Source organism: Rhodopila sp., assembly GCF_035548095.1.
Lineage (GTDB): Bacteria > Pseudomonadota > Alphaproteobacteria > Acetobacterales > Acetobacteraceae > Rhodopila.
Window position 1 is genome coordinate 30,816 of the sequence record NZ_DASZUV010000027.1, and the last position, 18,052, is coordinate 48,867.

The 18,052-nt window shown below is 67.7% G+C and carries 15 protein-coding genes; 9 read left to right on the forward strand and 6 right to left on the reverse strand.

Going from position 1 to position 18,052, the window contains the following annotated elements; genetic code table 11:
- Positions 1-203: 203 nt before the first annotated feature.
- Both tal and glk read right to left on the reverse strand, forming a co-directional pair.
- A complete protein-coding gene (gene tal / locus VHC04_RS18850; protein ID WP_325684157.1) occupies positions 204-1,286 on the reverse strand; it encodes a transaldolase in 1,083 nt (360 codons plus the stop codon).
- 110 nt (positions 1,287-1,396) lie between these two features.
- Positions 1,397-2,425, reverse strand: a complete 1,029-nt coding sequence (gene glk, locus VHC04_RS18855) for a glucokinase (protein WP_325684159.1) — start codon at positions 2,423-2,425, stop codon at positions 1,397-1,399.
- Between the two features lie 78 nt (positions 2,426-2,503).
- Here glk and VHC04_RS18860 point away from each other — a divergent pair, with 78 nt between their 5' ends.
- The gene (locus VHC04_RS18860; RefSeq protein ID WP_325684161.1) at positions 2,504-3,223 is read left to right on the forward strand and encodes a DUF1028 domain-containing protein; all 720 of its coding nucleotides are present in this window, start codon (positions 2,504-2,506) and stop codon (positions 3,221-3,223) included.
- Between the two features lie 245 nt (positions 3,224-3,468).
- On the forward strand, positions 3,469-4,119 hold the full coding sequence (locus tag VHC04_RS18865; protein ID WP_325684163.1) for a flavin reductase family protein: 651 nt from the start codon (positions 3,469-3,471) through the stop codon (positions 4,117-4,119).
- 15 nt (positions 4,120-4,134) lie between these two features.
- Here VHC04_RS18865 and VHC04_RS18870 read toward each other — a convergent pair whose 3' ends face one another.
- The gene (locus tag VHC04_RS18870) at positions 4,135-6,327 is read right to left on the reverse strand and encodes a Hint domain-containing protein (protein ID WP_325684165.1); all 2,193 of its coding nucleotides are present in this window, start codon (positions 6,325-6,327) and stop codon (positions 4,135-4,137) included.
- A gap of 339 nt (positions 6,328-6,666) precedes the next feature.
- On the opposite strand from VHC04_RS18870, the gene VHC04_RS18875 reads away from it, so the two are divergent.
- Positions 6,667-6,873 (forward strand): hypothetical protein, encoded by a 207-nt coding sequence (locus VHC04_RS18875; protein ID WP_325684167.1) that lies wholly within the window; start codon positions 6,667-6,669, stop codon positions 6,871-6,873.
- A gap of 161 nt (positions 6,874-7,034) precedes the next feature.
- Here the strand turns inward: VHC04_RS18875 and VHC04_RS18880 are convergent, their stop codons facing one another.
- Entirely contained in the window at positions 7,035-8,867 is a 1,833-nt protein-coding gene (locus VHC04_RS18880; RefSeq protein WP_325684169.1) for an ABC-F family ATP-binding cassette domain-containing protein, read from the reverse strand.
- Between the two features lie 138 nt (positions 8,868-9,005).
- Between VHC04_RS18880 and VHC04_RS18885 the strand changes: the two genes are divergently transcribed.
- The 5 genes from VHC04_RS18885 to VHC04_RS18905 are packed head-to-tail and all read left to right on the forward strand — an operon-like array spanning position 9,006 to position 13,831.
- A complete protein-coding gene (locus VHC04_RS18885) occupies positions 9,006-10,463 on the forward strand; it encodes an FAD-linked oxidase C-terminal domain-containing protein (protein WP_325684171.1) in 1,458 nt (485 codons plus the stop codon).
- Positions 10,460-11,665 (forward strand): FAD-binding protein, encoded by a 1,206-nt coding sequence (locus tag VHC04_RS18890; RefSeq protein WP_325684173.1) that lies wholly within the window; start codon positions 10,460-10,462, stop codon positions 11,663-11,665. Before VHC04_RS18885 ends, VHC04_RS18890 begins: the two co-directional genes overlap by 4 nt.
- Before the next feature lie 3 nt (positions 11,666-11,668).
- Positions 11,669-11,941, forward strand: coding sequence for a hypothetical protein (locus VHC04_RS18895; protein WP_325684175.1), 273 nt, complete (start codon positions 11,669-11,671; stop codon positions 11,939-11,941).
- 9 nt (positions 11,942-11,950) lie between these two features.
- Complete coding sequence (glcF, locus tag VHC04_RS18900; protein WP_325684177.1) at positions 11,951-13,252, forward strand: glycolate oxidase subunit GlcF; 1,302 nt, start codon at positions 11,951-11,953, stop codon at positions 13,250-13,252.
- Positions 13,253-13,255: 3 nt separating this feature from the next.
- Entirely contained in the window at positions 13,256-13,831 is a 576-nt protein-coding gene (locus VHC04_RS18905) for a tetratricopeptide repeat protein (RefSeq protein WP_325684179.1), read from the forward strand.
- A 6-nt stretch (positions 13,832-13,837) separates the two neighbouring features.
- On the opposite strand, the gene VHC04_RS18910 is transcribed toward VHC04_RS18905, so the two are convergent.
- Both VHC04_RS18910 and gltX read right to left on the reverse strand, forming a co-directional pair.
- Entirely contained in the window at positions 13,838-14,212 is a 375-nt protein-coding gene (locus tag VHC04_RS18910; protein WP_325684183.1) for a hypothetical protein, read from the reverse strand.
- 93 nt (positions 14,213-14,305) lie between these two features.
- On the reverse strand, positions 14,306-15,703 hold the full coding sequence (gene gltX / locus VHC04_RS18915) for a glutamate--tRNA ligase (protein ID WP_325684185.1): 1,398 nt from the start codon (positions 15,701-15,703) through the stop codon (positions 14,306-14,308).
- Positions 15,704-15,765: 62 nt separating this feature from the next.
- On the opposite strand from gltX, the gene VHC04_RS18920 reads away from it, so the two are divergent.
- Positions 15,766-18,006, forward strand: coding sequence for a ComEC/Rec2 family competence protein (locus tag VHC04_RS18920; RefSeq protein ID WP_325684187.1), 2,241 nt, complete (start codon positions 15,766-15,768; stop codon positions 18,004-18,006).
- The last annotated feature ends 46 nt before the right edge of the window (positions 18,007-18,052 follow it).

The window sequence follows — 18,052 nt, forward strand, 5'->3', positions numbered from 1 at the left end:
GTTTTCGCCCCAGAGGGTTTCCACCCCAGAGGGTTTCCACCCCAGAGGGTTTCCGCCCCAGAGGGTTTTCGCCCCAGAGGGTTTCCGCCCCAGAGGGTTTCCGCCCCAAGCCTTGGATCCTGGGACCGCGCCCGCCACGAAAGGGCAACGTCTCAACGCCGCCCCGTCATCATGACGCGAACGGTTCCGATATGGCTCCGCGGTCAGGCCAGGACCTTGCTCTTGGCCTCGATCCCGCCAAGCAACTCGTTCCAGCTATCGACGAAACTCTTCGCACCGTCCGATTGCAGCTTGTCCGCCAGCGCCGTCAGGTCGATGCCGGCCTTGGCGTGAGCGGCGAGCACCGCCTCGGCGTCGCCGCCATCGCGAGGCAGGCTGCCGGGGACCTTGCCATGATCGCTATAGGCCAGCAGCGTCTCTTCCGGCATCGTATTCACCGTGTTCGGCGCCGCCAGCGCGTCGATATACAGTACGTCAGACGCGTTCTTGTCCTTGGTGCCGGTGCTGGCGAACAGCAGCCGCTGCGGACGGGCGCCCAGGTTTTCCAGGCGCTGGAAGCGGTCGCTTTCCAGCAGGTCGCGATAAGCCTTGTAAGCCTGCTTTCCCACCGCGATCCCCAGCGTGTTGCGCATCTCGGCCGGTACCTTCTCGGTCACCGCCCTGTCCCAGCGGCTGACGAACAGGGACGCGACGGAGCGTACATCCGGTGACAGTCCGGCGTCGACCCGCCGCTCCAACCCCTTCAGGTAGGCATCGGCCGCGGCAAGATATTGATCCGTGGAGAATAGCAGGGTCACGTTTATCGCGACGCCCTGGAAGATCGACTCTTCGATCGCCGGCAGACCCTCTTTCGTGCCGGGGATTTTGATGAACAGGTTGGGACGCTGCGCCGCGTCATGCAGCATTTTCGCCTGCCGCGCCGTCGCCTGGGTGTCATAGGCCAGGACCGGCGACACCTCCAACGAGACGAAGCCGTCCACCGTGCCGGTCTTCTTATGCACATCCGCGAACAGGTCGGCCGCGCGGGTCAGGTCCTGGAGCGCCAGGATGAAGAACAGTTCCTCCCCCTTCTTCCCGGCATCGAGCTGCTTGCGGATCTCGGCATCATACCAGCCGCCGCGCGAGATCGCATTGTTGAAGATCGTCGGATTCGAGGTCAGGCCGGTGACCGACAGCTCATCTATATATTGCTTCAATGTCCCGCGATCGAGCAGGTCGCGCGTAATGTTGTCCAGCCAGAGGCTCTGACCGAGATGGTTGAGCGCTTTCGGTGCGTCGGAGGCCATGGGGCGGTTCCTTTGCTGATGACGAGTGACAGTGTGTCGATGGAGAAGTCTGTCGACGGAGAAGTCTGGGGAATCATATCGCCCCGGTGGCGAACAGTGCCAAGGGGTCGTCAGGACGGGTCCAGCTGCGCCAACCCGTGAATGGCCGCCCCCAGCAAGGCGGCGTTGATCGTGACGACGTGAACGGGGACGTCCCGCAGCAATGTCTCGAACCGCCCCTTATCGGTGAAGGCGCGCATGAATCCGCCCACGGTATCACCGCTGGCATCCTTGTTGGTACCTCCTGGGCGGAGCTGCGGCAGGACACGCGGTGGCATGCCGCCGGCCAGGTAGACCCCGCCGGTGGCCATGACCTTCAGCGCCAGATTGCCGGCCTCGGCGCCCCAGATCTCGACCATGATGCGCACGGCGTCGACGGCCAGCCGGTTATCACCGGTGCCGGCGGTGCCAGCCCGCAGGATCGCCGGCGTCCGGTCCTGCGCCCGCGCCAGCTCGGCCGCGAAATCGGGCAATTCCGCCGATGGGGTGCAGGCGCGCAGGAAATCGTAGATATTCGGCAGGCCCGATCCGGCGCACACGCGCTCATACGCCACATGACCGAAGCGCGCCCTCATGAATGCCAGCAAGTCCAACTGTTCCTGGTTCACCGGGGCGAAATCGGCATGGCCACCCTCGGACGCGCAGGCAATGTAGTCGGTCCCTCCCCAGATCAGGAACGCTTCGCCCAGGCCGGTGCCCGGGGCCAGGATCGCCATTGGCGCCCGCGGCTGGGTGGAGCCCCGGTTGATGACCTGTGTCTCATCCGCGGCCAGGTGCGGGACGGCATGGGCGATCGCGTGCAGGTCGTTCATCAGACTGACCCGCCGCAGCCCCAGCTCCCGGGCCAGGTCGGTTTCCGACAAGGTCCAGGGCAGGTTGGTCAGATGCGCCTTGCCGGCGATCACCGGGCCGGCGACGTCGAAGCAGGCGGCAATGGCCTGGGTGCCGGTGTCGGTCATGAATTGTCGCACGATCGGCGCGAGGCCGGCATACTGTCCGCTGGGATAGATTTTCTCAGCCAGGAGCTGGCGTGGCCCCGCCTGTGGTGAGACCAGCGCCAGCCGCGTGTTGGTGCCCCCGATATCCCCGGCGATCAGCATGCTGACTCCTCGTCTCCCGTCCAGCCTGGCATGATCGAGGCACCATACAGGATGACTGTTTGAAGGACACCGCCGCCCATGACATGGTCGATCGTCGCGCATGATCCGGACACCGGCGCGTTTGCCGTAGCGGTCTCCACCAAGGCCTTCGCGGTGGGGGCGTTCTGCCCCTTCGTGCGGTCCGGTGTCGGCGCCGTGTCCACCCAGTCCATGACCAACCGCTATCTGGGGCCCGCGGTGCTGGATGGGATGGCCCGCGGCCTGGCGCCCGCGGCGGCGGTCGAGGGAGCCCTGGCCGGTGACGAGGGGCGGGGTGTCCGCCAGGTACACGCGGTGGACCGGTTCGGCCGCACCGCCGCCTGGACCGGCGGGAACTGCGTCGAATGGTGCGGCGGCGTGTCGGCGGGCGGCGTGTCCGTGGCGGGGAACATGTTGGTGGGTGAGGCGGTTGTTGCGGAAACCCTGGCCGCCTGGAAACGGGATACCGGCCTGCCAATGCCGGAGCGGCTGATGTTGGCAATGGATGCCGGCCAGGCGGCTGGCGGGGATCGGCGCGGCCGGCAATCCGCTGCGATGGTGATGGTCACCACCGAGGATTTCCCCGACCTGGATCTGCGTGTCGACGACCATCCCGATCCCTTGGTGGAACTGCGCCGTCTGCTGGTGCTTTGGCGCGACCAGGGGGCGCCGCGCGTCGGCATGACGCCGTCCAAGGCCAATCCTTCCGGCTTCATCGACCTGGACGTGATCGAGGCCGGTTGGGCCGCGCGTGGCATCGATCTACGTTTCCGCCGATAGGCACAGGGCCGCTTCGGCTCGCACTCGCGCCCGCCGGTGAGCGCCACTCTCGCCGAACGCCGATTCGAGCAATACTGCCGCCTCGGGGTGATCCCTTCAGGATCATCCCCCAGGACCATCCCCCAGGACCATCCCCCTTGGAACCATCCCCCTTGGGACCATCCCCTGGGACCATTTCCCGGCGGTCACCTGGACAGGATGCACGCCGGTATGGGACGCTGGTCCACCAAATCCCGAGGCACGCCATGCTGTTCGATTTCTCCGCCGCCAAATCACGCGACATGTACAAGCTGCTGGTCGCGACGATCGGCCCTCGTCCCATCGCCTGGGTGACGACGCAAGATCTGGACGGTTCGGTCAATGCGGCTCCGTTCTCATTCTTCAACGCCATGTCCGGTGAGCCGCCGGTGGTGGCGATCGGCATCGGCGGGCGGGCACCCGGCGACTATAAGGACACCGGCGGCAATATCCGGCGCACCGGCCAGTTCGTCGTCAACCTCGTCAGCCATGAGCTGGCGGAGCCGATGAACGTTACTGCCATCGACTTCCCCAAGGAGGTGGATGAGCTGAAGGAAGCCGGCCTGACCACCGCGCCGTCCCTGCACGTCAAGCCACCGCGTATCGCCGAGGCGCCGGTAGCGATGGAGTGTGAGCGGCTGGTGATTGTCGATGTCGGGGTCGACCGCGCAGTGATCCTGGGCAAGGTGCTGGCGATCTACGTGCGCGACGATTGCGTGCTGGACAAGGAGCGCTGCTATATCGATACGCCGAAGCTGGACCTGATCGGCCGCATGCACGGCGCCGGCTGGTATTCCCGTGTCACCGACCGTTTCGAGATGCCGCGCATCAGCGTCGAGGAATGGGCCGCGCGCAAGGCCGCCAAGGCAGCAGAGTAGCACCCCCTTCTTGATTCAAAGCCGCGATGGACGCTTTCTGACCGCCGGCCGCGAACGATCGTGCGCTAACCGAACCGCCTGCCGGTCCAGGCTGGCCCGGATCGCGGCCAGGATGGGACCGGTGACCAGCAGCGGCGCGCAGGCTCGGGCCTCCCGCACCAGATCGATATCGGTGCCGCCGCCCTGGCCGAACTCGGGGAACAACCGCAGCAGCGTGCCGCCATTCGCGAAGGCCTGGCGGTCGCCGGTGTCCAGATAGCTTTCCGCCGGCAGTCCCTCTGCCAGCAGGATGTCGTGCCGATCCAGCTCGACATGAAAATAGGTTATCCGCCGCGTCTTCCGCTGCGCCACGGTCGTGCCGTTCACCAGCAGCCGCACCGGGATCAGCGTACCTTCCGCGAACACAGCATGGTCCGGCGACAGCTTCACGGCCCGGCGCGGGCAGCCTGGACCGAAGGCATGTGCCGCGACGCGGATCGGCCACACGCGCTCCGGCCTCGGATGTCGGTCGCACGCCACGGTGCGATAGCCGATCCAACGAACAGGCCGCAACGCACCGCTGGCTGTTCGGACCAGGGTACCGATCGCCAGCTCTTCCACGGGCCGCGCGCCGCCCTCGACCTCAATGCGTGTGCCGGCGGCGAAGCAGGCTACCGGAGCGGCCGTTGGAGCAGCCACCGGGGCCTTGGCCAGGGCAATCGTGGTGGCGGTGCCGAGGTTGCTGAACAGCAGATCGTCAAGCGTGTAGGTGCCGGCAAGGGCCAGGGCGAACGCGCCGTCGCCGGAGCCCATCAGCAGAACCCCGTTGTCGCAGTCGATGGGTATGATGCCGCTGCCGGCCAGGGTGATGGTGTCGCCAGCGCCGAACCCCTGAATGCCGGATGCCACCGATCGCGGCGCGTCCAGCGTCAGCGTGCCCGGTCCCAGAAAGGTGATGGTCTGGCCGGCAGCGCCGCCCGCCTCCAGCGTCACCTGGCCATCGCCGGCGATGGCGATGGTGCCGCTGCCCAGCAGGTCAGAGCCGATGTCGATGGTGCCGCCCATCCGGGCCCCCGGATCCATCACGGATAGCAGGCCATCATTCACCAGCGAGGTGGCAGCGGCGAAGACGATCACCCCCGATCCGGCGCCTTGGCCGGTGTCGACGGTTCCAGCGGCCTCGTTGACGAAGGACAAGCCCTGGATCCGCATGACGCTGAGGCCGGCCCGCTCACCGGCCGGCGGCGTCACGCTCGGCGCGGGGGACGTGTCGAACGCCGATAGCAGGCCGCGATTGCGGAATGCCGTGCTGATGGTCAGGGCATTGTCGCCGTCGCCGAAGCGCGCTGTGCTCGACAAGGTGAGGATGGTACCGGCGTTCACCAGCAGACCCGTGCCGTTGATCGCCAGGCCCTGGACGAGCGGCGAGCCCGTCGGCACGGCCCACACGGCGCTTTGCCCCAGCGTCAGGGTGCCGGCCACCGTCGCTGTCCCGTCCACCACCAGGCTCACGCCATCGATCGTCTGGTCGTTGCCGAAGCGCAGACTGCCGCCCATTGGCGTGTCCAGCACACCGATGCCGTCGACCGAGGTCAGCCCATCCAGAATGGTCACCGGTTGACAGGCGGAGACGCGGCCGGACAGGGTAACGCCATCAAGCGCCACGTCTGGCGAAAGCCCGAGCGAATTGTCGATCGTGCCTCCCTGGATGGTGCCCAGGACGCTCAATGCCGGGCCGCCGGTGCCGGCCAGTTGGCCGGTGTTGTCCAGGGTGCCGATCACCAGGATGGCGCCGCTGCCGCCGATCTGATGCAGGACTGCGGTTTTCACGCTGCCGGTGAAGTTCACCTGGCCTGCATCGTCGATCGAGCCGGTGTTAAACACCGAGCCGTCGGTAACGGCCAGCAGGCCGGTATTCTCGATGATTCCGGCATTCTCCACCGCGCCCACGGTCAGCACGCCGGCGTTGGTCACGGTGCCGGCGACGACGGACACTGTGTTGCTGATGGTGAGGTCGGCGGTCGCGTCGACGACGATGTCGCCGCCCGCCAGCAGCAGACCGCCGGCGGTTACGCTGTTTGCGATCTCTACCGCCAGGGAGCCAGGCGGGATGAAAAGCACCAGGTCATCGGCGGCGGGCACCTGGGCGGACGACCGGTTGCCGGCGTTGTCCCAGACGGCGTTGTCCCAGACACCGGAGGTGCCTGCATTCCAGTTCAGGATGGGCATCGACTTCGCGCTCTGGGGCCGAGCGCGTTTTTTCGCCGACGGCTGGAGGATACGCCGTTTGGGGCACCGGCAGCACCATGAATCTTGCTGGCCGGCAAAAAAATGCGTGCCGCGCGACACGCCGTGGCCCGCCCGCGGGCTGTTGATTTCGTTGTCGGATTTGCGGCGCGGCTTCACAGGCCGATTCAATCTCTCACAAAATTAACCGGTTAGCGGCCAGATTAGGACACAATTGGCCGGCACATCTGTCCTCGGGCCGGGGTGCCGCGGCTGAGCAGGAGAGCGCAGCCGGACACCCGGGTTCGGGGATTGTGACGGGGAAAGGTGAGACCGATGTGCGTGACGACGATCAGCACCCTGACCTTGAACACGATGCTGCAGGACCCGCTGATCAAGCTGGTCATGCGGAGTGACAATGTCTCGGAGCAGGATCATTCGGCGCTGCTGCATCGGGTGCGGCAATCGCTGCTCGCCCGCTCCGTCGAGATCGCTCCTTCCGCGATCGCGCGCGTGCGTCCCGGCCTGCAGACGGGGGTGCGGGCCTGAGCTGATCGCGGAGGATTGAGGGAAGGCGGGCATTGAATATGGCGCCGTGGATAGGCGCCGTCGGAGCGTGATCGCCCGGGGCTGGGGATCAAAAGGCCTGGATTGGGCTTTTAAACCGAAGATTGCTGGAGCGTGGCGGGTCGATCCGGTCCTTTCATGCTCTACGCCTGTTCCAGTGCTTCGCGCAGCATCTCCAATTCCAGCCACTGTTCCTCGGCCGCGCCCAGGGCTGCCTGCGCGGTCTCCAGCGCCTTGGTCGCGGCGATGAAGCGGTCCGGCTTGCGGGCATACAGGTCCGCATCGGCCAGTTCGGCGTTCAACCGACCGATCTCGGCTTCCAGGTCCGCCATGCGCTTCGGCAACGTTTCCAGCGCGTGCTTGTCCTTGAAGCTGAGTTTCCGCGCCGGTGTCGGGTTTGGCGTCCTTACTGGCGCTGATGCGGGAGAGGGCGTGGCGGCCAAACCGGCCGGGCGAGGCCTGTCTTTGCGTGGTTCGGAGCTGGCACCGCCGCGCTGCGCCAGCATGTCGGAATAGCCGCCGGCGTATTCCGTCCAGACGCCGTCGCCGTCGGTTGCGATCACCGAGGTCACCACCCGGTCCAGGAAATCGCGGTCATGGCTGACCAGCAGCACCGTGCCGGCATAGTCGGACAGGCGTTCCTGCAGCAGCTCGAGGGTCTCCAGGTCGAGGTCGTTGGTCGGTTCGTCCAGGACCAGCAGGTTGGACGGCGTCGCGAAGGCCAGCGCCAGCGTCAGCCGCCCGCGCTCCCCGCCCGACAGCACGCCGACCGGGGTATTCGCCTGTTCCGGGCCGAACAAGAAGTCCTTCATGTAGCCGATCACATGGCGGTTCTGACCGCCGACGGTAACCGTATCACCTTTCCCGCCGGTCAACGTCCGGATGAGTGTTTCATCCGGGTCCAGCGTGGCGCGGCCCTGGTCCAGGGTGACGCGGGCGAGGTTGGTGCCCAGCGTCACCTCGCCGCTGTCGGGCGGCAGCTCACCGGTCAGCAGGTTCAGCAGCGTGGTCTTGCCGGCCCCGTTGCGGCCGACGATGCCGATCCGGTCGCCGCGGATGACGCGGGCGGAGAAGTCGCGCACCACCACCCGCTCCCCGAACGCCTTGGTGGCGTGTTCGGCGACGATGACCAGGCGCCCGGACAGGTCCGCCTCGGCCGCCTCCAGCCTCACCTTGCCGACCGCCGCGCGCTGTTCCTTGTGCCGCTTGCGCAGCGCATGCAGGTCGGCCAGCCGCTTCTGGTTCCGCTTGCGCCTGGCGGTGACGCCGTAGCGCAGCCAGTCTTCCTCGGCGACGATCTTGCGGCCCAGCTTGTGGCGCTCGGTCTCCTCCTGCCCCAGTACCTGGTCGCGCCAGGCCTCGAAATGGGCAAACCCCTGGTCGAGCTGGCGGGTGACGCCGCGGTCCAGCCACAGCGTGGCGCGGGACAGCCGTTCCAGCAGGCGGCGGTCGTGGCTGATCAGCACGAGGCCGGATTTCAGGCGGGCGAGCTCGCTTTCCAGCCACTCGATGCCAGGCAGGTCGAGATGGTTGGTGGGTTCGTCCAGCAGCAGGATGTCGGGCTCCGGCGCCAGGACGCGGGCCAGCGCGGCGCGGCGCGCCTCTCCGCCAGAGAGCAGCGCCGGGTCCTCGGCGCCGGTAAGGCCGAGCTGTTCGAGCAGGTAGGTGGCGCGGTAGCGGTTGGCGGCGGTGTCCCCCAGGCCGGCCTCGACATAGGCGAGGGTGGTGGGGAATCCGCTGAAATCCGGCTCCTGCGGCAGATATTGGATGGTGGCGCCGGGCTGGGTGAAGCGACGGCCGGCATCCGGCTGCACCAGGCCGGCGGCAATCTTCAGCAGCGTGGACTTGCCGGAGCCGTTGCGCCCGACCAGGCAGATCCGGTCGCCGGCCGACACGGCCAGCTCGGCGCCCGCCAGCAGCGGCGTGGTGCCGAACATGAGCGAGATGTTCTGAAGCGAGAGCAGGGGTGGGGCCATGGGGTGCCCCTATACAGGGTTTGCCGGGCCGCAGACAGGCGGGCTGTTGGCGGGCATCCGGACCGCTGATCGCGGGCCCTCCCCAAATGCCGGACGATCAGGCATGATATCGGCCGATTTCATAATGGGGACATGCCCATGATCCGCCAGCCCGATCCGAAGCCGGATGTGCTCGCCCGCCGCGACACGATCGTCGCCGGGCTGCGCGCCTTGCTGCCCGAGGATGCGGTGATCGCCGAGGCGCGGCTGCTGAAACCCTATGAAACCGATGGTCTGTCCGCCTATCGGCAGGTGCCGCTGGCGGTTGCGCTGCCGGACACCACGGAACAGGTCGCCGCCATCCTGGCCTTCTGCCACCGCAACGGGGTGCGGGTGATTCCGCGCGGCGCCGGCACCTCTCTGTCCGGTGGCGCGCTGCCGCTGGAGGACGCGGTGGTGCTGGGCATGATGCGGATGAACCGCATTCTGGACATCAACTATGCCGATCGCTGCGCCACCGTGCAGGCCGGCGTCACCAATATCGGCATCACCAATGCCGTCGCCGCCGACGGGTTCTTCTACGCCCCCGACCCGTCCAGCCAGCTCGCCTGCATGATCGGCGGCAATGTCGGGATGAACTCCGGCGGTGCCCACTGCCTGAAATACGGGGTCACTGCCAACAACCTGCTGGGCCTGACGATCGTCACCATCGACGGCGAGGTTCTCGATATCGGTGGCGACCATCTCGACGCCGCCGGCTATGACTGGCTGGGCCTGCTGACCGGCGCCGAAGGCCAGCTTGCCGTGGTCACGGAGGTGACCGTCCGCATCCTGCGCGCGCCGGAAGGCGCCCGCGCCATGCTGGCCGCGTTCAAGTCGAATGAGATCGCTGGCGCCTGCGTCGATGCCATCATCTCCTCCGGCATCATTCCGGTGGCGTTGGAGTTCATGGATCGCCCGGCCATCCATGCCTGCGAGGCCTTCGCCCATGCTGGCTACCCGCTGGACGCCGAGGCGATGCTGATCATCGAGGTCGAGGGCTGCCAGGCGGAGCAGGACCACCTGCTGAGAGAGATCGCCGCGATCTGCGACCGGTTCGATCCGATCAGCCTGAAGGTCAGCCAGTCCGAGGAAGAATCGCTGGCGATCTGGAAGGGCCGCAAGGGGGCGTTCGGCGCCGTCGGCCGTATCAGCCCCGACTATCTGTGCATGGACGGCACCATCCCGACCAGCCGCCTGCCGGAGGTGCTGCGGCGCATCCAGGAGATGTCGGACAGCTATGGCCTGAAGGTGGCCAACATCTTCCATGCCGGCGACGGCAACCTGCACCCGCTGATCATGTTCGACGCCAATGATCCGGCCAGCTTCCACAAGGCGGAGCAGTTCGGCGCCGATATCCTGACCTTGTGCGTGGAAGTCGGCGGCTGCCTGACCGGCGAGCATGGCGTGGGCGTGGAGAAGCGCGACCTGATGCAAGTCCAGTTCGCCCCGCATGAGCTGGAGCAGCAGCGACGCATCAAGTCCGCCTTCGATCCCGACTGGCTGCTGAACCCGAGCAAGGTGTTCCCGCTGCAGGCGGAGACGGCGACACAGGCCGGCTTGAAGCGCGCGGCATGATCCATCCGGCTGCCACCGAAGCCGAAGAGGCGATTGCCGGCACCATCCGCGCCGCCGCCGCCGCGAAGGAACCGCTGCTGATCGAGGGTCATGGCACCAAATCCGGCATGCTGCGCCCGGTGCAGGCGGCGCGGACACTCTCCACCGAGGGACTGTCCGGCATCACGCTCTACGCACCGAAAGAGCTGGTCCTGCAGGCTCGGGCCGGCACCCCGCTGCGGGACATCGAAACCGCGCTGGCCGAAGGCGGCCAGCACCTGATCGCCGAGCCGCCCGACCTGTCCGGCCTGTTGGGCAACGACAAGCCGCAGACCCTCGGCGGGGTCGTCGCCAGCAACCTGTCTGGGTCTCGGCGGATCGCCTGGGGCGCGATGCGGGATCATGTATTGGGCATTCGTGCGGTGACCGGCCGGGCCGAAGTGATCCGTTCCGGCGGACGGGTGTTGAAGAACGTTACCGGCCTGGATCTGTGCAAGCTGCTGACCGGCAGTCACGGCACGCTGGGAGTCATCACCGAAATCACGCTGAAGGTACTGCCCGCCCCGCCGGCGACCGGCACGCTGGCGCTGCCCGGCCTGGACGCCGAGGCCGGCGTGCGCGCGCTGTCGGCCGCGCTGGGCTCCCCGTTCAGCGTTACCGGCGCTGCCTGGGTGCCGCCGGGCAGGGTGGGCCGGGTTCCTGGCCTGGACGGCTTACCGGGCGGCGTGGCGCTGGTGCGGATCGAAGAGATTCCGACATCGGTCGAATATCGGCTTGGGCGGCTGTGGGAGCAGCTTGCCGTCGCCGGCACGCGGCTGCTGGACACCGATCCGTCCCGCGCCGTGTGGAAAGCGGTACGCGACGCGGCGCCGCTGGCGCCCGGTCAGGATGATGCGGTCTGGCGGGTCTCGGTGCGGCCCTCGGCGGGGCCGTCCGTGCTCGCGGCGGTCGCGCCGGCCGGCGTCACCGGTTTTCTGGACTGGGGCGGCGGCTTGGTCTGGCTGACCGGGCCGGCCGATGCCGCCACCCACGCGGCAGTGGAAGCGGCGGCGTCGGCACAGCGGGGCACCTGGATGCTGCTGCGCGCGCCCGACACGCTGCGCGGCGCGGTGCGGGTGGTGCCGGACGAACCGCCGGCCCTGGCGCGAATCACGCGGGCGGTGAAGGCGTCGCTGGACCCGGCCGGCATCCTGAATCCGGGCCGCATCTACGCGGGGCTTTAAGCGATGATCTTCATTCCGCGCTGGCTCACGAATATCGTGTTTCTGGTTGCCTTCTATCTGTGCCTGATCGAGCACGTCCGCTTCCGGTTCGTGAAGAAGCCGCTGAACACACAGCTTTTCCTGGCGATTTTCTGCGCGGCGATGGTCCTGGTGGTGACGTTCAACAATCATCGCGACCCTTGGCTGTCCATTGCCTTCCTGATCGTCGCGCTCGGCTGCCTGGCCTATACGTGGCGACAATGGCGCTATCTGCCCCCGAAACGACGATACGACTGACGAACGGCCATGCAGACCAATTTCACCGCGGAACAGTTGCGTGACCCGGCCATCGCCGTCTGCAACCACGAACTGCGCACCTGCGTCCATTGCGGCTTCTGCACCGCGACCTGCCCGACTTTCCTGCTGCTGGGCGATGAGCTCGACAGCCCGCGCGGCCGCATCTATCTGATCAAGGACATGCTGGAGACCGGACGTCCGGCGACGCCGGACGTCGTGCGCCACGTCGATCGCTGCCTGTCCTGCCTGTCCTGCATGACGACCTGCCCCTCCGGCGTCAATTACATGCACTTGGTCGATCATGCCCGATCATATATCGAAACGACCTACCGCCGCCCGCCGGCGGAGCGGGCGCTGCGGTCCCTGATCGGCTACCTGCTGCCGCGTCCGACGCTGTTCAAGGCGGCACTGTTGGGCGCGCGGCTCGGGCGCCCGCTGGCCAGCCTGATCCCCGGCCAGTCGATGCTGGCGAAACGATTGCGCGCGATGCTGGCCCTGTCGCCCGCGAGCCTGCCGCCGGCCAGTCCGATGCAGGCGCCGCAAGTGCATCGCGCGCAGGGGGAGCGCAGGGCGCGCGTGCTGCTGCTGACCGGGTGTGCGCAGCAGGTGCTGATGCCGCGCATCAATGAGGCCACGATCCGGCTGCTGACCCGGCTGGGGGTGGAGGTCGTCATTCCCCGCGACAGTGGCTGCTGCGGGGCGCTGAACCACCACATGGGCCAGCATGAGCGGGCGATGGCGCTGGTCCGCGCCAATGTCCAGGCCTGGGGCGGAGAGATCGATGCCGATCGGGTGGACGCCATCATCATCAACACCTCGGGCTGCGGCACGACGGTGAAGGATTACGGCTTCATGCTGCGCACCGAACCGGAACCCTTGGCCGCCCGCGCGGCGCGGATTTCCGCCCTGGCGCAGGATATCACGGAGTTCCTATCCCGCATCGGTTACGCGCCGTCGCAGCCGGCGCCGGACCTGACCGTGGCCTACCATGCAGCCTGCAGCCTGCAGCATGGGCAGAAGATCACGGCGGAGCCGAAGACGTTGCTGAAACGTGCCGGGTTCCGCCTGGTCGAACCGCGTGAGCCGCATATCTGCTGCGGCTCCGCCGGCACCTATAACATGCTGCAGCCGGATATTGCCGGCCGTCTGCGGGACCGCAAGCTGGGCAACCTGAAGGCCACGCGGCCGGACCTGATCGCCGCAGGCAATATCGGTTGCATCACGCAATTATCAGGCGGCGGGGTGCCGGTGGTCCATACCGTGGAACTGCTCGACTGGATGGCGGGGGGTCCCCGGCCGCCGGAAGTCTGATCGATGCGATCGTACCGACCGGCCCTGTTCGCGATGTTCGTGCTGGCACTCTTCCTGGCACTGGTCATGGCGGCGCAGGCACAGCCGGCGACGGACAAGTCTGGCAAGCTCGATCAGATGCTGGACGCGCTGAAGGCGGCACCCGATGAACGCGCCGCCGCTTTGTTGGAAGAACAGGTGGAACAAGCCTGGCTGCAGGCCGCTACGCCGTCGGTGACACTGCTCATGAGCCAGGGGCTGCGGCTGCTGAACGCGGGGCAGAACGACAACGCAGTGGCTTCCTTCACCGCTGCGATCACGCTGGCGCCGGACATGGCCGAGGCCTACCGGCAACGGGCGATCGCCCGGTATCGTTCGGGCGATTCGGCGGGCGCGGTGCATGACCTTCAGGAGACGTTGAAGCTGGATCCGCGCAATTTTGCCGCGTTCCGTACCTTGTCGGCGATTGCGACGGCGCGGCAGGATTGGAAAAGCGCCTATGCCGCCTGGCAGAAATTGCTGGAACTGGATCCGAAGACCCCCGGTGGCGAGACCAAGCTGAAAGAGCTGAAGCGGAAGGCGGTGGGCGAAGAGACCTGAGCTGCATCACCGGCGCGCGGCCATGCGCAGCCGGTCCAGGTCGGTACGATCCAGCAGAAGATCGGCGGTCCTTCCGCAGTCACCGGCATCCGCGCTGGTCCTGGTGCCGGCCCAATGGACATGCACGGCGCTGGTCCGCTGATGCTCCAGCCCCTCGATCACCAGGCTGCCGTGGCTTGCGGCCATCGCGTTCAGGTCCAGCACGCAGGCGAAGCCGCCCCGACGACGCACCAGCATCCGCGGATCGTCGACCGTGCGGAAGGCAGACGGACCGCGAAAAGCGATGATGTCACCGACACGCGGATTCGCCGCGTGGCCCTGCCAAGGCTGCCAGACCGACGCCATCACCGCGGCCGTTCCGGTTGCGATTCCGGCCGCCAAGGCCAGGATATCCCGGCTCGTTCTCCGCCCATGCCGCACAGCAAGCTCCTTTGCCGACGGTCATGGACGTAAAGCACGAAGGTTGCGGAACGGTTAATCCGCGGCGGCGGCGATGCGGGCCAGCGCTTCTTCCCGCCCCAGCGCGGCCAGGGTCGCATCGATGCCGGGGCTGACGGTGGAGCCGGTCAGCGCCGCCCGCAACGGCTGGGCGACCTGGCCCAGCTTTATGCCGCCGCGTTCCGCGAAGGCGCGCAGCGCCGCATCCACGCCAGCGATCGAAAAGTCGCTCCGTGCCAGGCTGCCCGCCACATCCCGCAGCAGCGTTTTCGCCTCCGGCGTCAGCAGCGCCGCCGCCTTGGCATCCATCGGCACCGGCGCCCGCCGGGCCAGGAAAGCGGCCGATTTCGCCAGGTCGACCAGGGTCTTCGCCCGATCCTTCAGCGCCGGCATCAGGGTCTGGATGCGCGCGCGTGCCGCGTCATCCAGGGTCACCCCTTGCGTGTCGTGCAGGCGCCGCATCACCTCCTCGGTCAAGTGTCCGTCATCAGCCTGGCGGATATACACGCCATTGAGGTTGGTGAGTTTGACGTAGTCCATCCGCGACGGGCCGCGATTGATGTCGGCAACGTCGAACAGTGCGATCGCCTGCTCCCGGCCGATGACCTCCAGGTCGCCATGCGACCACCCCAGACGCAGCAGGTAATTGCACAGCGCCTCCGGCAGGTAGCCCTGCTCGCGGAATTCCAGGACGAACTGCGCGCCGTGCCGCTTCGACAGCTTCGACCCATCCGGCCCGTGGATCAGCGGGATATGCGCGAAATGCGGCTTGTCCCAGCCCAGCGCTTCATAGATCTGCAGCTGCCGGAACGTGTTGGTCAGGTGGTCGTCACCGCGGATCACGTGGGTGATCGCCATGTCATGATCGTCCACCACAACCGAGTGGTTGTACATCGGCGTCCCGTCGCTGCGCAGGATGATCATGTCATCCAGCTCCGCATTGGCGACGCGGACGGCACCCTGCACCAGGTCCTCCAGCACCGTCTCCCCGTCGCGCCGAGCCTTCAGGCGGATGACGGGCTTCACGCCGGGCGGGGCCTCGGACTTATCGCGGTCGCGCCAGCGGCCGTCATAGCGCCAGACCTTGCCCTCGGCGCGCGCCTGCTCCCGCTCCCGCGCCAGTTCCTCGGGCGTGCAGTAGCAGTAATAGGCGGCGCCGGCGGCCAGCAGCTGATGCGCGACTTCGGCGTGGCGCCGTACGCGGGTGGACTGGAAGACGGTCTGGCCGTCGCGGTCGAGCCCGAGCCAGTCCAGGCTTTCGATGATGCCTTGTGTGGCTTCCCGGGTTGAGCGTTCGCGGTCGGTATCCTCGATCCGCAGCAGGAACTCGCCGCCATAATGACGGCTGTACAGATAGTTGAACAGGGCGGTACGCACGCCGCCGATATGCAGCGGGCCGGTGGGGCTGGGGGCGAAACGGGTCCGGACGGTCATGGCTCAGCATCTAGCACGCTGATTCACTCTTTGTAGACGGTTGCGTCTCTAGGCTGCCGTGCATGCGGTTCAGCTCAATCCTGTGGCGATCTCCCGAGCGGACCTGGAGGCGGATCCGGTGGCGAATTCAGGCGCCGGTTCCCCGGCTGGAGACCTGGCTGGCGGATCGGCTGGCGGATTGGCTCGATGGCGAACGCGACCGCCTGCCGCTGTGGCTGCCGGTGTTCATGGGCGCCGGTGTCGCCCTCTATTACGCGTTGCGGTTTGAACCGGCGGGGTGGATCGGCCCGGTGTTGTCCATTCTGGCGGTGGCGGCAGCGATCCGGTTCCGGTCACTGCGCCTGCTGCTGGCACCCGCCGCCGCCTGCGCGCTGGGCTTCGCATCCGGCCAGATCGCCACCGCTCGGGCGCCGCCAACCGACGCCGATCTGCCGTCGCGCGGCGTGTGGCTGTCCGGACCGATTGTCGCGGTCGACGTGTTTCCCGACGGGCGGCGCATCGTGATTCAGCCCGCGTGTCTCGACGGCGCGGCGGAGCCGTTGGCCCGATCAGTGCGCATCCGGTTGCGCGACAGCGATCCGGCAAGCCTGGAAACCGGTGACACGGTGCGGGTGCGGGCACTGGTCCGCCCACCGGCGCCGCCGTCCTACCCCGGCGCCTGGGACCTACAGCGCGACGCGTTCTATGCCGGCCTGGGCGCGTCGGGATACGCGCTGGAACCGGTGCGGCGGGTCGACCCGGCCGTATCCGGCGGCGTGACGCGCCGGGTGCAGTGGCTGCGCGAAGCCATCGCAGCACGCATCACCGCCGCCGTGCCGGGCCCGGCCGGTGCCGTGGACGTCACATTGCTGACCGGCTATGCGCTGGGTATTCCTGACGCAGACCGCGCAGCTTTCCGGGATTCCGGGCTGGCGCATCTGCTGGCGGTGGCCGGGCTGCATATCGGCATCGTCATGGGCTGGGTGCTGCTGGTGACCCGGCAAGGCCTGGCCTGCAGCGAGTATGCCAGCCTGTTCTGGCCGACGCGTCGGATCGCCGCCTGCGTGGCGCTGGTGGCTGGCGGCGCCTATATGGTCCTCACCGGCATGCATGTGCCGATCCGGCGCAGCTTCCTCATGGCCACTCTGGTGACTTTGGCCATTCTGGCGGACCGCAATCCCGTCTCGGTGCGTGGGCTGGCGTTGGCTGCGGTCGTGCTGATGCTGGTCACGCCCTACGAGGTGCCGGGCGTATCCTTTCAAATGAGTTTTTCCGCCGTGCTGGCGCTGATCGCCGGCTATGAAGCGTTGCGGCCTTGGCTATGCCGTCTGCATGGTAGCCGGGCGCGGCGGTTTGCCGGCCACCTTGTCGCCCTGGGCTTGACCAGCGCGTTGGCCGGCACTGCCTCCGCCCCGTATGGCGCCTACCATTTCGGCCACGGGCAGCTGTACTTCATTCTGGCCAACATGGTGGCGGTCCCGCTGGCCGCGTTCTGGGTGATGCCGGCCGGGCTGATCGCGCTGACGCTGATGCCGGTGCACCTGGAAGCGGTCGCTCTGGTGCCGATGGGCTGGGGCACCGAGCTGATCTTGTGGGTGGCGAGGGCGACGGCCGCGCTGCCGGCGGCCACATTCGCGGTGCCGCACATGCCGCTGTGGGGGTTGTGCGTCTTCTCGGTCGGGTTGGCCTGGACCGGGTTGTGGCGTACGCGCATGCGACTGCTGGGTGTGCCGATCATGGCCGCTGGCCTGGTCTCTCCGTTATTCACCCGGTTGCCTGACCTTCTGGTTTCCGCCGATGCGCGGTTGATCGGCGTGCGGGTCGGCTCCACGCTGTATCTGCAGCAGGTTCAGTCGGGCTCACGCTTCACGCGCGACGCCTGGGCGCAATACTGGTCGGCCACGGCGGTCGTGCCCATGCCGACGCGGGGCGATGCGGCGGACGGGGCGATCCGCTGCGATGATGGCGCCTGTCTGCTGCGCCCGGATGCCCGGCGGCGCGGCGCATTGCTGGCGCGCGGCGATCCGCATCCGCCGTTCTGCCGCGACGCTGCCGTGGTGGTGTCCGCGGAGCCGGCTCGTGGGCTTTGTCCGAAGCCATGGCCCATGCTGGTCGACCGCTTCACTGTCTGGCGCGATGGCAGTGCCGCCATTTGGCTGGGACCCACGGGCGCGCGCGTGCTGACGGATCGGGCGGAGCGGGGCGACCGTCCCTGGGTGCCACCACCACCGAAGCCGCGGCCGGCGGGGGCACCGACCCTGCCGCCGGCGGCGCGTGACGATGGGTTGCGGGCGGAGGCGCCGCGCCCGGGCGTTACGCCCTGAACTGGACCCTGGGTAACTGGGGCTCCGCCACGGACCGGCATGGCCG